At 26.5% G+C, this 13200-nt stretch carries 17 protein-coding genes and 2 pseudogenes; 18 read left to right on the forward strand and 1 reads right to left on the reverse strand.

The window, feature by feature from the left end; genetic code table 11:
• The first annotated feature begins 29 nt into the window (after positions 1-29).
• The 13 genes and pseudogenes from I6H46_RS07970 to I6H46_RS08020 all read left to right on the forward strand — a co-directional run bounded on the left by I6H46_RS07970 (position 30) and on the right by I6H46_RS08020 (position 8902).
• Positions 30-605, forward strand: coding sequence for an MBL fold metallo-hydrolase (locus tag I6H46_RS07970; RefSeq protein WP_234287349.1), 576 nt, complete (start codon positions 30-32; stop codon positions 603-605).
• Between the two features lie 9 nt (positions 606-614).
• Entirely contained in the window at positions 615-2372 is a 1758-nt protein-coding gene (gene aspS / locus I6H46_RS07975; protein WP_019117698.1) for an aspartate--tRNA ligase, read from the forward strand.
• Positions 2373-2384: 12 nt separating this feature from the next.
• Complete coding sequence (locus tag I6H46_RS07980; RefSeq protein WP_004838775.1) at positions 2385-2798, forward strand: SoxR reducing system RseC family protein; 414 nt, start codon at positions 2385-2387, stop codon at positions 2796-2798.
• A gap of 64 nt (positions 2799-2862) precedes the next feature.
• Positions 2863-4179 (forward strand): ribosome biogenesis GTPase Der, encoded by a 1317-nt coding sequence (der, locus tag I6H46_RS07985; protein ID WP_019117697.1) that lies wholly within the window; start codon positions 2863-2865, stop codon positions 4177-4179.
• Positions 4176-4754, forward strand: coding sequence for a glycerol-3-phosphate 1-O-acyltransferase PlsY (gene plsY, locus I6H46_RS07990; RefSeq protein ID WP_019117696.1), 579 nt, complete (start codon positions 4176-4178; stop codon positions 4752-4754). The genes der and plsY overlap by 4 nt, the downstream gene beginning before the upstream one ends.
• Positions 4755-4763: 9 nt before the next feature.
• Positions 4764-5744 (forward strand): annotated as a pseudogene (locus I6H46_RS07995) (NAD(P)H-dependent glycerol-3-phosphate dehydrogenase).
• Positions 5745-5756: 12 nt separating this feature from the next.
• Positions 5757-6431 carry a YggS family pyridoxal phosphate-dependent enzyme gene (locus I6H46_RS08000; protein WP_019117694.1) on the forward strand — a complete coding sequence of 225 codons (675 nt, stop codon included), beginning with the start codon at positions 5757-5759 and terminating at the stop codon, positions 6429-6431.
• Entirely contained in the window at positions 6421-6987 is a 567-nt protein-coding gene (locus tag I6H46_RS08005; RefSeq protein WP_019117693.1) for a cell division protein SepF, read from the forward strand. Before I6H46_RS08000 ends, I6H46_RS08005 begins: the two co-directional genes overlap by 11 nt.
• 22 nt (positions 6988-7009) lie before the next feature.
• Positions 7010-7294, forward strand: a complete 285-nt coding sequence (locus tag I6H46_RS10475) for a hypothetical protein (RefSeq protein WP_325100598.1) — start codon at positions 7010-7012, stop codon at positions 7292-7294.
• Between the two features lie 66 nt (positions 7295-7360).
• Positions 7361-7414 (forward strand): annotated as a pseudogene (locus I6H46_RS10480) (hypothetical protein); the annotation flags it as partial.
• An 84-nt stretch (positions 7415-7498) separates the two neighbouring features.
• Positions 7499-7777 (forward strand): S4 domain-containing protein, encoded by a 279-nt coding sequence (locus tag I6H46_RS10485; RefSeq protein ID WP_325100599.1) that lies wholly within the window; start codon positions 7499-7501, stop codon positions 7775-7777.
• The gene (gene lspA / locus I6H46_RS08015; RefSeq protein ID WP_019117692.1) at positions 7774-8241 is read left to right on the forward strand and encodes a signal peptidase II; all 468 of its coding nucleotides are present in this window, start codon (positions 7774-7776) and stop codon (positions 8239-8241) included. The genes I6H46_RS10485 and lspA overlap by 4 nt, the downstream gene beginning before the upstream one ends.
• Positions 8219-8902 carry a uracil-DNA glycosylase gene (locus tag I6H46_RS08020; protein WP_200225783.1) on the forward strand — a complete coding sequence of 228 codons (684 nt, stop codon included), beginning with the start codon at positions 8219-8221 and terminating at the stop codon, positions 8900-8902. The genes lspA and I6H46_RS08020 overlap by 23 nt, the downstream gene beginning before the upstream one ends.
• Here I6H46_RS08020 and I6H46_RS08025 read toward each other — a convergent pair.
• Positions 8897-9814 (reverse strand): ribonuclease H-like domain-containing protein, encoded by a 918-nt coding sequence (locus I6H46_RS08025; RefSeq protein ID WP_200225785.1) that lies wholly within the window; start codon positions 9812-9814, stop codon positions 8897-8899. The two genes, I6H46_RS08020 and I6H46_RS08025, sit on opposite strands and share 6 nt — an antisense overlap.
• A 73-nt stretch (positions 9815-9887) precedes the next feature.
• On the opposite strand from I6H46_RS08025, the gene I6H46_RS08030 reads away from it, so the two are divergent.
• The 5 genes from I6H46_RS08030 to rpmA all read left to right on the forward strand — a co-directional run bounded on the left by I6H46_RS08030 (position 9888) and on the right by rpmA (position 13189).
• Complete coding sequence (locus I6H46_RS08030; protein WP_019117689.1) at positions 9888-11006, forward strand: cysteine desulfurase family protein; 1119 nt, start codon at positions 9888-9890, stop codon at positions 11004-11006.
• The gene (gene thiI / locus I6H46_RS08035) at positions 11006-12172 is read left to right on the forward strand and encodes a tRNA uracil 4-sulfurtransferase ThiI (RefSeq protein ID WP_019117688.1); all 1167 of its coding nucleotides are present in this window, start codon (positions 11006-11008) and stop codon (positions 12170-12172) included. The genes I6H46_RS08030 and thiI overlap by 1 nt, the downstream gene beginning before the upstream one ends.
• Positions 12173-12271: 99 nt before the next feature.
• Positions 12272-12583 (forward strand): 50S ribosomal protein L21, encoded by a 312-nt coding sequence (gene rplU, locus I6H46_RS08040; RefSeq protein ID WP_004838787.1) that lies wholly within the window; start codon positions 12272-12274, stop codon positions 12581-12583.
• Complete coding sequence (locus I6H46_RS08045) at positions 12583-12894, forward strand: ribosomal-processing cysteine protease Prp (RefSeq protein WP_019117687.1); 312 nt, start codon at positions 12583-12585, stop codon at positions 12892-12894. The genes rplU and I6H46_RS08045 overlap by 1 nt, the downstream gene beginning before the upstream one ends.
• Before the next feature lies 1 nt (position 12895).
• Positions 12896-13189: a 50S ribosomal protein L27 gene (gene rpmA / locus I6H46_RS08050; RefSeq protein WP_004838789.1), complete on the forward strand. Its 294-nt coding sequence runs from the start codon at positions 12896-12898 to the stop codon at positions 13187-13189.
• Positions 13190-13200: the final 11 nt, after the last annotated feature.

Consider the following 13200-nt stretch of genomic DNA (forward strand, 5'->3'; position numbering starts at 1 on the left):
TGAATATATAAAAAATCACAGAAGGGCCAATGATGGCTAATTGTTATGTAGTTTATGACGAAAATAAAAATGGATTTTTGATTGACCCAGTTTATCCAGGTGGAAAAATTGAAAATTATATAGATAAGAATAAAATTAATATAGAGTTTATTTTATTAACCCATACACATTTTGATCATGTGTTGGGGCTTGAATATTTTAAAAACAAATTGAATGTAGATGTTTACGCTAGTGATGATAGTAAAAATATTGCAAATGATCCAGACTATAATTTATCTAGAGGATATTGCAATATAAATGTAGAAATTGATTCATATTTAAAAGATGGTCAAGAATTTTCTCCATTCAAAATAAAAGCTATCAAAACTTCTGGTCATAGTTTAGATTCAATGTCATATAAAATTGAAGATGATATTTTTTCTGGAGATACTTTATTTAATTTATCAATTGGAAGAAGTGATTTTCCAGGAGGAAATTTTAACACTTTGATTAATTCTATAAAAAATAAAATATTTATATATGATGAAAAAACAAGGATCCATCCAGGACATGGACAATCAAGTAATATTGGTTTTGAAAAAGAAAATAATCCATTTTTAAATTAGGAGGTTAGTATGGAATTTAAAAGAAGTCACATGTGTGGCGAACTTAGAGAAGAAAATATTGGAGATGAAGTTGTACTTATGGGCTGGGTTGCCAAAAAAAGAAATCTTGGCTCATTGGTGTTTATAGATCTTAGAGATAAAACAGGTATAACACAAATTGTAACACGTGAAGATGATAATGAAAATTATAAAATAGCAAAAGATGTAGCTGGAGAATATGTTTTGGAAGTTAAGGGAGAAGTTAGAGAAAGAGAATCTAAAAATCCAGAAATTCCAACAGGAAACATAGAAATAATAGCTAGTAAAATCAATATTTTAGATAAGGCAAAAACACCTCCTATTTATATTAAAGAAGATGATGATGTAAGTGAAAATTTAAAATTAAAATACAGATACCTTGATATGAGAAAACAATCAGTTCAAAAAAATTTAAAATTAAGATCTGATATTGTTAGGTGTATGAGAGAGTATATGTATGATAATGGATTTACAGAAGTTGAAACACCATTTCTTACAAAACCAACTCCAGAAGGAGCAAGAGATTATTTGGTTCCATCAAGAGTTAATCAAGGAAAGTTTTACGCATTGCCACAATCTCCACAATTAATGAAGCAATTGTTAATGATTGGTTCATTGGATAGGTATTTCCAAATAGTAAAATGTTTTAGAGATGAAGATTTAAGAGCAAATAGACAACCAGAATTTACACAACTGGATCTTGAATTAAGTTTTGCAGATCAAGATGATGTTATTAAAGTGAATGAAGGATTATTAAAAACACTTTTTGATAATTTTACTGACTATGATTTAAAACTTCCAATCCAAAGAATGGATTATTCTGAAGCTATGAATTCATACGGATCTGATAAACCAGATTTAAGATATGGATATAAGATAAATGATATTTCAGAAATATTTAAAAATTCTGACTTTAAAGTTTTTACAGATAATATCAAAGAAGGCCATTCTGTTAGGGCAATTAATTTTAAAGGACAAGCAGGAAATTATTCAAGAAAGCAATTAGATAAATTAACAGATTTTGTAAAAGATTATGGTTTAAAAGGATTGAGTTTTATTAAATTTAATTCAAAAGATGATATAAATTCTTCTATTAAAAAATTCTTAACTGACGAAATTGTTGAAAATTTAATAGAAAAATTAGATATTTCTGATAATGATTTGATTTTAATTGGAGCTGATAAAAATAAAACAGTTCTTGAAGGACTTGGAGCTTTAAGAAGAAAAGTTGCAAAAGATCAAAATCTTTATGAAAAAAAATATGCTTTTTGTTGGGTTGTAAACTTCCCTATGTTTGAATATAGCGAAGAAGAAGACAGATACGTTTCACAACACCATCCATTTACAATGCCAAATGAGGAAGACATTGATTTATTACTTACAGAACCTGAAAAGGTAAGAACTCAAGCTTACGATATTGTAATAAATGGTGATGAAATGGGTGGAGGTTCAGTAAGAATAAACAATCAAGAACTTCAAGAAAAAGTATTTAAGGCTTTAAAATTATCTGATGATGACATAGAACAAAAATTTGGTTTCTTTATAGAAGCTTTACAATATGGAACACCTCCTCATGCAGGACTTGCTTATGGACTTGATAGGTTGGTAATGTTATTTGCAAAAACTGAAAATATTAAAGATATTATTGCATTTCCAAAAACTCAATCAGCAACTTGCCCATTAACTCAAGCTCCAAGTATAGTTGATGAAAAAAGTTTAAATGAATTAAGCATTGAGGTAAAAGAATAAAAGGAGCATTGGATGCAAACTATTAGTAAAAAAGGAATAGTCGTAGAAAATTTAAATGGCAATGTAAAAGTAATGATTCAAAAGGAATCAGGATGTGGATCTTGCTCTTCATGTGGTGGTTGTGAAATAAAACCATCTTACTACACTACATTTACTAATGAAAATCTAAATCCTGGAGACTTTGTTTATCTAGATTCAGATGTAAAAACTGTAAATAGACTTTCTTATTTCACTTATTTATTTCCAGTTTTTATGATGATATTTGGAGCTGTTTTAGCCAATACAATATTTAAAGATAAGTTTCTAGATAATAATTTACTTACTGTTTTGTTTATATTTTTATTTTTAGCAATATCTATTTTTATTCTAAGAATGATGGATAAGAGATATGAAAATAAGGATATAATTACAATAAGAAAAGCCTAATATAGATAAGGTTAGCTTTGCTAACTTTATCTATTTATTTATCTTAAAATTAATGGAGAATATAATGAACGCACCAATAGTTACACTGGTAGGAAGAACTAATGTTGGGAAATCGACATTATTTAATAAATTAGTTGGCAAAAGAAAAGCTATTACAGAAGATGTGAATGGAGTCACTAGAGATAGGGTTTATGACAAAGTTGAATGGATAGGTCATGAATTTATACTAGCTGATACGGGTGGACTTGATATTTCAAATAAAGAACTTATGAATCAAGAAATAAAGTCTCAAGTTGAAAAAGCCTTATTAGAAAGTGATTTAATTCTTTTTGTTGTAGATGGAAGAGAAGGAATAAATCCACACGATTATGAAATAGCTGATGAAATTAGAAAATATAATAAAAAAGTTATAGTTGTAGCAAACAAAATTGATGGAGCAAATATACCAGATCATATTTATGATTTTTATCAATTTGGTTTTGATGATTTGATTAGTACATCTGCAGAAGGTTCAAAAAATCTTGGAGATTTGTTAGATAAAATTGTTGGTTTTATAGATTTTTCTAAATTCGATACGGATTTAGATGCTACAAGAATTGCAATAATTGGAAAACCTAATGCTGGTAAATCATCTCTTGTAAATCATCTTTTGAATGAAGAAAGAATGATTGTTACCGATATTGCAGGAACTACAAGAGATGCCATAGATACTTATTGGCAATATAAAGATAATAACTATGTTTTGATTGACACAGCAGGACTTAGGAGAAAAAATAAAGTAAGCGATAATATAGAATATTATGCTAATCAAAGAACTTTTGATGCTGTTGATAGCTCAGAAATTTGTTTGTTTTTAATAGATGCAACAGTTGGAGTAACTGAACAAGATACAAAAATTGCAGGATATGCTCACAACCAGAAAAAAGCAATTATAATTGCTGTTAATAAATGGGATAAGGTTCAAAAAGAAACAAATACAATGAAAAATATGGAAAAAGAAATTAGAAATAAACTTTCTTTTGCTTTATATGCCCCAATTATTTTTATTTCAGTTTTAAAAGGACAAAGGATTACAGATCTTTTGAATTTAATTGAAATTGTAAATAGCAATTATCACACAAGAATAAAAACTGGAGTATTAAATACTATCTTGCAAGATGCAATAATGATGACAGCACCTCCTCAAGATAAGGGGAAAAGATTAAAAATTTTCTATATCTCACAAGTTCAAACTGCTCCACCAAAGTTTTTATTGCATGTAAATGACAAAGAGTTGATGCATTTTTCATATCAAAGATATTTGGAAAATCAAATAAGACAAAATTATAGTCTTCAAGGAGTACCTTTTACTTTTGAAATTAGAGAAAGGAAAGAAAAATGAAATTTGTTTTAGTTGCACTTTTTTCATATTTAATTGGTTCTATCCCTTTTTCTTATATAATAGCTAAAGTTTTTTTCAAAAAAGATATAAGAATTATGGGAAGTGGAAATCCTGGAACTACAAATGTATTTAGAAATTTTGGAGCACTTGCAGGTTGCTTTTGCTTGTTTTTAGATATGGCTAAGGGATTAGTGGCAGTTTATTTTTCTATGTTTTTCCTTGGCGAAAAATATGCTTTAACTGCTCTTGTTTTTGTAGTTTTAGGTCATATATTTTCAATTTTTTTAAAATTTAAGGGCGGAAAAGGGGTAGCAACATCTGCTGGAGCGTTGTTTGCTTATGATTTGAGAGTTTTCTTGTGTCTATTAATTTTATTTTTAATAGTTTTTTTACTTACAAGAACAGTTTCAAAAGCATCATTAAGTGCAAGTTTACTTGCTCCATTTATTTCTTATTATTTTCAAGGTCTAAGTGCCTTTACACTAATTATATTATTTGTAGCAATTACAATAATAATTGAACATAGGTCAAATATAATTAGAATTAAAAATCATGAAGAAAAGAAAATGTTTTAAAGGAGTATTATGAAAATTTCAATTATTGGAGCAGGAAGTTGGGCAAGTGCTATTGCTGATTTCCTTTCAAAAGACAATGAAGTTTTAATGTATGCTAGAAATATTCAAGATGTAGATAATATAAATGATTTGCATATCAATAAAAAATATTTTGCTGATATAAAATTAAGTGAAAATATAAAGTCTACTAATAAAATAGAAGACTTATTAGAAAATAAAATAATAATTAATGCTATACCAACTCAACATACAAGAGAAGTATTAAGCAATATAAAAGATGGTCTTGATGAGAAAATTTTGGTTAATTTATCCAAGGGAATAGAAATTAAAACATTAAAAAGAATATCACAAGTAATTTACGAATTAAATCCAAATTGCACTTATGCAGTCTTGTCAGGGCCAAGTCATGCTGAAGAAGTGATTAGAAAAATGCCTACAGCTTTGGTTTGTGCTTGTGAAGATGAAAAAATCGCAAAAGAAATTCAAGATATATTTTCAAAATATTATCTAAGAGTATATACTTCAACTGATGTTATAGGATGTGAAATTGGTGGAGCTATAAAAAATGTACTAGCTTTTGGCATAGGAATGGTTACAGGTTTGGGATTTGGAGATAATACCAAGGCTGCGATTATGACTAGAGGAATCTATGAAATGAATAAATTTGCTATAAGCCAAGGAGCAGATAGAAAAACAATAAATGGACTTTGTGGAATAGGAGATTTAATTGTTACTGCTACAAGTATGCATTCAAGAAATAATAGGTGTGGAATATTATTTGGAAAAGGCTATTCATTAGATGATGCTTGTAAGGAAGTTAAAACAGTTGTTGAAGGAATTCCAACTACAAAGGCTCTTTACAATCTATCATAAAAAGAAAATATTGAGCTACCTATTACAAACGAAATTTATAAGGTGATTTTTGAAAATAAAAATCCAAAAGATTCTGTAGAAGTTTTGATGAATAGAGATAAAAAAAGCGAATATTAGATTGGATGTGTTATGAGTATAAAAGATAATATTGATGATTTAAAAAAAGACTTAGAAAATTATAATGCTAATCTATTGGCTGTAACAAAAACTCATGGAATAGATAAAATTATGGAAGTTTACAATTACGGTTTAAGGGATTTTGGAGAAAATAAAGTTCAAGAATTAATAGAAAAAAAAGAAAAAATGCCAGAAGATATTAATTGGCATTTGATAGGTCATTTACAAACTAATAAGGTTAATAAAATTGTAGGAGAAGTTTCATTAATTCATTCTGTTGATTCTTTAAAAATTTTAAAGAAAATTAATAACAGGGCAAAATCTTTATCAATTGTTCAAGATTGTTTGATACAAGTAAATGTTTCAAAAGAAGAAACAAAGTCAGGATTTTTTGTTGATGAGATTGATAAAGTTATTGAAGAGGCCTCAAAATTAGATAATATTAACATAAAAGGTTTAATGACTATGGCTCCTAATACAGAAGATGAAAATCTTATTAGAAATTGCTTTAGGGAACTTAAAAAAATATTCGAAAAATTATCCAATTTAAGTTATAATAATATTGAAATGAAATATCTTTCTATGGGAATGACTCATGATTATAAAATAGCTCTTGAAGAAGGAGCTAATATAATTAGAGTAGGATCAAAAATATTTGGTAAAAGGATGTATAAAAATGTTAGATAAATTTAAAGAATTTATAGGAATTGACGATGATTACGATGAATATGATGAAGAAGTTGATGAAGAGGAAGAATTAGAAAAAACTAGCGAAAAAACTTACAGCCCTAGCTCAACTTATGATTTTAGTAGTACAATGGGCTCAGATAACGCTAAGACAAGCACCTATTCATCATTTTCAAATGATTATTCTTCTAATAACAAAGCTAGAAAAATTAGGGGAGGAGACAATATAGTTAGTATGAATAGTAATAATAGAAGCTTCGGCAAAAGCACATCAAATTCTTTTAGAATTTCTATTCAAGAACCATTAAGCTACGATGAAGATGGTCCAAAAATTGTTGATGATATTTTAGATAAAAAAGTTGTAGTATTAAATCTTGAAATGCTTGAAGTTGACAAAAAAAGACAAATTTTAGATTTTGTATCTGGTGCTGTTTATGCTCTTGAAGGAACAGTAGAAAAAGTTTCTAAAGGAATTTTTGTAATTTGTCCAAAGGGCGTAGATATTGATAATTATGTAGAAGATCAAATTTCTAGCGGAAATTACAATCAATTATAATTTGTAATTTAATAAATCTTTTATGAAATTAGAATATAATATTGATTTTGTTGAAGATAAGTCTGTCAAAGCAAATATAAAAAAAGCTATCTCTTTATTAGAAAAATCATTTTATACTAGAAAGGAAGTTTCAAGTTTTTTCTTAAATCCATTTGAGATTTCTGTATTAAATGATATAGCAAAAATTAATAATATAGAGATAGTTTTTTTGTCATGCAATGAATCTAGCGAAAGACAAATATTTGTTGCAAATCCTTATTCAAATGAAATTAATACTAGAAACTACATAAGTGTATTAGAATTCTAAAAAAATAATATAAAACATCCAGATGTCCTTGGAGCTCTTTTAAATTTAGGTCTTGAAAGAAATGATATTGGGGATATTTATGTTGGAGATAAAATTTGCGAATTTGTAGTTTTAAATAAGGATAAGGATTTTGTTAAATTTAACCTAAGTAAAATAAAAAATGAAAGAGTAAATATTGATTTTAAAAAAGATAATATTTTAAATTTGCCAAAAATTGATTATATAGAAAATAGAGGATTTGTTTCTTCGCTTAGACTTGATAATATTGTTAGTGAATTTATAAATCTTTCAAGATCAAAGGCAAAAATTTTAATTCAAAGAAGGTTAGTGAAGGTTAATTATCAAATTATTGATAATCCTTCAAAAATTATTGATGATAATTCTTTAATATCGATTAGAAAAGAAGGCAGATTTATTTTTGATAAGGTAATAGGAAAGAGTAAAAAAGATAATTATCACATAGAATATAGGAAGTATAAATGATTTACACAATTTTAATAATTATTGGAATAATACTAGATAGGTTTACAAAAGCTTATGCAATATCACATTTTATTGAAAATCCAGTTTTTACAAATTTTATTAATTTTCTTTATGTAGAAAACAGGGGTGCAGCTTTTGGGATATTGCAAAATAAGAGGATATTTTTTCTTGTATTGACTTTAGTTGTTGTTATTTATTTATTGTATTATTTCATTAGAAACATAAAAAGCAATCCGAAATTATTAAACATTTCATTATCTTTAATTGTTTCTGGAGCTTTAGGAAATTTCTATGACAGATTATTTCATGGATTTGTTGTAGATTTTATAGAATTTTCTTTTTTTGATTTTCCAGTTTTTAATGTAGCAGATATTTTGGTTACAACTGGATCAGTTTTGTTGATTATTTTTATAATTTTCGGAAAAATGGATGGAGAAGAAAATGTCAGTTCAAATAGGAAATGATTGGGATGAAATTTTAAAAGATGAATGGAAAAAAGATTATTATATTAGATTAAGAAAAAATCTTATTAATGAATATAAAAATTATACAATTTATCCAAATATGTATGATATTTTTAATGCATTAAAAAAAGTTTCTTATGAAGATACAAAAGTTGTAATATTAGGGCAAGATCCTTACCATGGTGTGGGGCAAGCTCATGGATTTTCTTTTTCTGTTCAAGAAGGTATAAAAACACCCCCATCATTGTTAAATATTTACAAAGAATTACATGATGATTTAGGCTTATATATACCTAATAATGGAAATTTAATTAAATGGGCTAATCAAGGAGTTTTGTTATTAAATTCTACATTAACAGTTAGAGCTCATCAAGCAAATTCTCACAAAGACATAGGTTGGACAATATTAACTGATAATATTATAAAATTATTAAATCAAAGAGAAAAACCTCTTGTATTTATTCTTTGGGGAAAGTTTGCTCAATCTAAAGAAGAGTTAATAACAAATAATAGGCATTTAATTTTAAAAAGTGCTCACCCATCTCCATTCGCAGCTCATAGAGGATTTTTTGGTTCAAAACCATTTTCAAAAACCAATAATTTTTTAATAAAAAATAATATGAGTTCAATTGATTGGCAAATAGAAAACCTAGACTTATAAATCTAGGTTTTTTTCGATTAAAAATTTCATAATATTTAAGATAGTTTCACAAGAAAAAATCTTATCTTCCAATATGGATATTAAATTTTTATTTATTTTATACTTTCCTTTATTTTCGATATTAAAATTATTAACTGTTACAAAACCCGATGAATTTTTTGATAATTTCCCATACAAAACTATAATTTTTAATTCAATAGAATGGTCGTTAATATTTAATGAATAGTTTTCTCCACGAAAATATGATTTTTTTAAACTTTTGTTTGAAAAAAATTTTATATAGGCAATATCCTTATCAATATAAGCACTATCTAAGTGAATTTTGTAATTATTTATTTCAAATGAAAGTTCATCATTAATAATTTCTTCAATGTTAGCAATAGCTTCTGTTGATATTAGGTCATTTTTATTATGAATTAATATAGGCCATGGATTGTTCCTGTTTTTAATATCATCATTTAATTTACTAATAACCTTGTATCTAGATGGGTCATTTCTTTCTATTCCAACAATTTTTTCAATATTAGTAAGTTTCATAGAATCAAATTCTATTAATTTTCTTTTATTCTTTATAATTTTATAAAGGTCCAAATTAATTTGCCAGATTGGTTCTTCTTCATTTTCTATTAATCTAATATTTAAAAAAGGTAGATCAAAAATATCTCCATTATAGGTTATTAATTTTTTATTTTGAATTTTTTCTTTATAAATTTTTAATAATTTTACTTCTTCTTTATCATTTTTTGAAAAATATTGGTCTATATAAAATTTACTTTTTTTATAATCAAAATATATTAGTCCTAAAACTACAAGCTTATCTTTTTTTGGATCAAGTCCTGTAGTTTCAATATCTAAAATACATTCATCTTTTTTTAAATTTTTCCCATAAAAAGGGTATCTAACACATAACATACTTATACTATACCTTATATTTGATTTATTTTCTTTCTAATAATATAATAAATAAGTTAAAGGATGTGATAAAATGATATATTTAGATAATGCTGCTACAACAAAAATGTATGATGAAGTTATTGATATAGAAAAAGATTTTGAAAAAAATTTTTTTGCCAATCCATCAGCCTTACATAGTTTTGGTATGGATGTGGAAAATAAAGTAAAAGAGGCTAGAAAAATTATTTCCTCTTACATAAATGCAAATGAAAGAGAAATTTATTTTACAAAAGGAGCAACAGAATCCAATAATATAGTAATAAATTCATTAGCAGGCGAAAATAATAAGGCGATAACAACAAAATTAGAACATTCGTCTGTTATTGATGCTTTTGATAATTCAATTTATAAGGAAGTAAAACTTATTTCAAATGATGAATTTGGATTTGTTGATGTTGATAAATTAGAAAAAGCTATTGATGAAAAAACAAAATTAGTATCAATAATTTATGTTCAAAATGAAATAGGAAGTATTCAAGATATAAGAAAAATTTCTGATCTTATTAAGAAAAAAAATAAGGATATTTTATTTCATATAGATGCAACTCAAGCATTAGGTAAAATTTCTTGTGATGTTAAAAAATTAGGGGTTGATGCTATGAGCTTTTCATCACATAAAGTTCATGGACCAAAAGGAATTGGTGGTTTATATATTAAAAATTCCTTTAAAAATAAAATTAAACCCTTAATGTATGGCGGAAGGCAAGAAATATTTTCTTCAGGTACAACCAATGCTCCTGCAATTTACAGCTTTGCTAAGGCATTAGAATTATCAAAAGAAAAAGAAGATTTTTCTTATGTTAAAAATTTAAATATTTATTTAAGAAATAAAATTTTGGATAAATTTTCTGATATTCACGTAAATTCTCCCTTAGAAAATTCAAGCCCTTATATTTTAAATATATCTTTTGGTAAAATAAAATCAGAAGTTTTACTTCACATGCTAGAATCAGATGAAATTTATGTATCAAGCGGTTCAGCTTGCTCAAAAGGAAATAATAGCAGGATACTTTCAGCACTTAATTTGAATGAAAAATATATGGATGGAGCTATTAGATTTTCATTTTCAAATGATATTTCCATCGAAGATTTGGATCTTGTAGCTAGTAAATTATATGCTTATGTAGAAGAAATAAGAAAGGTGTTTTAATGGAAGATTTACTATCAGTAAGCTTTGGGGAATTGTTTTTAAAAGGAAAAAATAGAAATAAATTTTTTAAGGCTGCAATCGATAATATAAAAAGAAATATAAAAGACATTGGCTATGAAGATATGTATCTTGAAAGCTCAAAATTATATATAAAAGCCGATAAAAATGATTTTGATGATCTTATTAGAGAAATAAAAAAAGTTTTTGGAATAATTTATATTTCCGAGATAAAAAGATGCGATAAAAAAATCGAATCAATTGAAGATGCTTTAAAAGAAATCTTGGATAATATGGATATAAAAAATAAAAGTTTTAAAGTTATAACAAATAGAGTTGATAAATCATTTGAAATAAAATCTCCAGACTTTTCACAAATGATGGGTGGATTTATCCTAAAAAATTATGCAAAAGAAAATAATTTAAAAGTTGACGTTCATAATCCAGATTTTAAAGTTTTTATAGATATAAAAAAATACGCTTATGTTTATGCAAATAGACACGAAGGAATGGGAGGACTTCCACTAGGCTCAAGTGGAAATGGACTTTTGTTATTATCAGGAGGAATTGATTCACCAGTTGCAGGTTTTATGATGGCAAAAAGAGGAATGAGAATTAATTGTCTGCATTTTCATTCTTATCCATTTACATCAAAAAGAGCCTTGCAAAAAGCTGTTGATTTAGGAAAAATATTATCCCAATATACTGGGAAAATGAGAATATATTCTGTAAATATGGCAGAAATTTACAAGGCAATAAATAAAAATTGTCATAGAAATCAAACAACAATTTTATCAAGAAGATTTATGATGAGAATAGCTGAAAAAATTTCAGAAAAAAATAATTACCATGCTTTAATTACAGGAGAAAGTTTAGGTCAAGTTGCAAGCCAAACAGTAGAGTCTATGACAGTAATTGAAGATGCAACAAAACTTCCAATTTTTAAACCATTAATTGCACTTGATAAAACAGAAATAATAGATAGGGCACTATTCATTGGTTCTTATGAAAAAAGTATTGAACCTTATGATGATTGTTGCTCAATTTTTGCCCCATCAAATCCAATTACAAAACCAAAACTAAAATATATAAAAGAAAGTGAAAGTAATTTAGATATTGAAAATCTAGAAAATAAGGCAATTGAAAATATGGAAATATTTGATATATAAGTTGACAAAACTTGTATTTATTGGTAATATATTATGGTAAACCGCTCAGTATGGGTACTGATCACCTTGACTGGCGAGAATCTAAATAGGAGGTGTACTATGTACGCTATAATTAAGACAGGTGGAAAACAATATAAAGTATCAGAAGGCGATCTAGTTAGAGTTGAAAAACTTAATGCAGAAATAGGAGATAGTGTAAGCTTTGAAGATGTACTATTAGTAAAAAGCGATAGTGATTTAAAAGTTGGAACTCCAATAGTTGAAAATGCAAAAGTTGAAGCTACTGTAAAAGATCAAGCTAAAGACAAAAAAATAGTTGTGTTTAAATATAGACCTAAAAAAGCATCAAAAACTAAAAAAGGTCATAGACAACCATATACTTTAGTTGAAATTAACAATATTTCTTGTTAATGATTGATGTTACTTTATTAATAAAAAAAGAAAAAAGATTAGGATTTGCAATAAAAGGTCATGCAAATTTTGATCAACACGGATATGATATAGTTTGTGCTGCAGTGTCTATTTTATCATACACAGCAGTAAATACCTTAGATTATTACGAAGTACAATTTGATTTTTTTGATGATAAAAACGAAATGAAAGTTTCGTTAAAAAATTCAAATGAAAAATCTGAAATTATTTTAAATGATTTTGAAATTGGTATTAAAACTTTACTCACAAATTATAATGAATATGTTAATTTAAATTATAGGGAGGTTTAGGATGTTTTTAAACATAAACTTACAAAGATTTTCTAGTAAAAAAGGAGTTTCTTCTTCTAAAAACGGTAGAGATTCTAATGCAAAAAGACTTGGCGTTAAAAGAGCTGATGGACAAACAGTAAATGCTGGAACAATTATCGTTAGACAAAGAGGAACAAAAATTCACCCTGGCGAAAATGTAAAAAAAGGTGGCGATGACACACTTTTTGCTGTATGCCAAGGAGTAGTTAAATTTGAAAGAAAAGGAAAAAATAGAAAACAAGTTTCTGTATATCCAAAGCAAGACATTGCTTAATAGAGAACTAG

It is taken from the genome of Anaerococcus obesiensis, assembly GCF_016599815.1.
Taxonomy (GTDB): Bacteria; Bacillota; Clostridia; order Tissierellales; family Peptoniphilaceae; genus Anaerococcus; species Anaerococcus vaginalis.

Excerpts from the sequence above, each read along its gene's own strand:
- lspA (WP_019117692.1), top strand. The coding sequence starts at position 7,774 with ATGATTTACACAATTTTAATAATTATTGGAATAATACTAGATAGGTTT.
- I6H46_RS08025 (WP_200225785.1), bottom strand. The coding sequence starts at position 9,814 with ATGTTATGTGTTAGATACCCTTTTTATGGGAAAAATTTAAAAAAAGAT.
- aspS (WP_019117698.1), top strand. The coding sequence starts at position 615 with ATGGAATTTAAAAGAAGTCACATGTGTGGCGAACTTAGAGAAGAAAAT.
- I6H46_RS08020 (WP_200225783.1), top strand. The coding sequence starts at position 8,219 with ATGTCAGTTCAAATAGGAAATGATTGGGATGAAATTTTAAAAGATGAA.
- I6H46_RS08030 (WP_019117689.1), top strand. The coding sequence starts at position 9,888 with ATGATATATTTAGATAATGCTGCTACAACAAAAATGTATGATGAAGTT.
- thiI (WP_019117688.1), top strand. The coding sequence starts at position 11,006 with ATGGAAGATTTACTATCAGTAAGCTTTGGGGAATTGTTTTTAAAAGGA.
- I6H46_RS08005 (WP_019117693.1), top strand. The coding sequence starts at position 6,421 with ATGTTAGATAAATTTAAAGAATTTATAGGAATTGACGATGATTACGAT.
- rpmA (WP_004838789.1), top strand. The coding sequence starts at position 12,896 with ATGTTTTTAAACATAAACTTACAAAGATTTTCTAGTAAAAAAGGAGTT.
- I6H46_RS08000 (WP_019117694.1), top strand. The coding sequence starts at position 5,757 with ATGAGTATAAAAGATAATATTGATGATTTAAAAAAAGACTTAGAAAAT.
- I6H46_RS08045 (WP_019117687.1), top strand. The coding sequence starts at position 12,583 with ATGATTGATGTTACTTTATTAATAAAAAAAGAAAAAAGATTAGGATTT.
- der (WP_019117697.1), top strand. The coding sequence starts at position 2,863 with ATGAACGCACCAATAGTTACACTGGTAGGAAGAACTAATGTTGGGAAA.
- I6H46_RS10475 (WP_325100598.1), top strand. The coding sequence starts at position 7,010 with ATGAAATTAGAATATAATATTGATTTTGTTGAAGATAAGTCTGTCAAA.
- rplU (WP_004838787.1), top strand. The coding sequence starts at position 12,272 with ATGTACGCTATAATTAAGACAGGTGGAAAACAATATAAAGTATCAGAA.
- plsY (WP_019117696.1), top strand. The coding sequence starts at position 4,176 with ATGAAATTTGTTTTAGTTGCACTTTTTTCATATTTAATTGGTTCTATC.
- I6H46_RS07970 (WP_234287349.1), top strand. The coding sequence starts at position 30 with ATGATGGCTAATTGTTATGTAGTTTATGACGAAAATAAAAATGGATTT.
- I6H46_RS07980 (WP_004838775.1), top strand. The coding sequence starts at position 2,385 with ATGCAAACTATTAGTAAAAAAGGAATAGTCGTAGAAAATTTAAATGGC.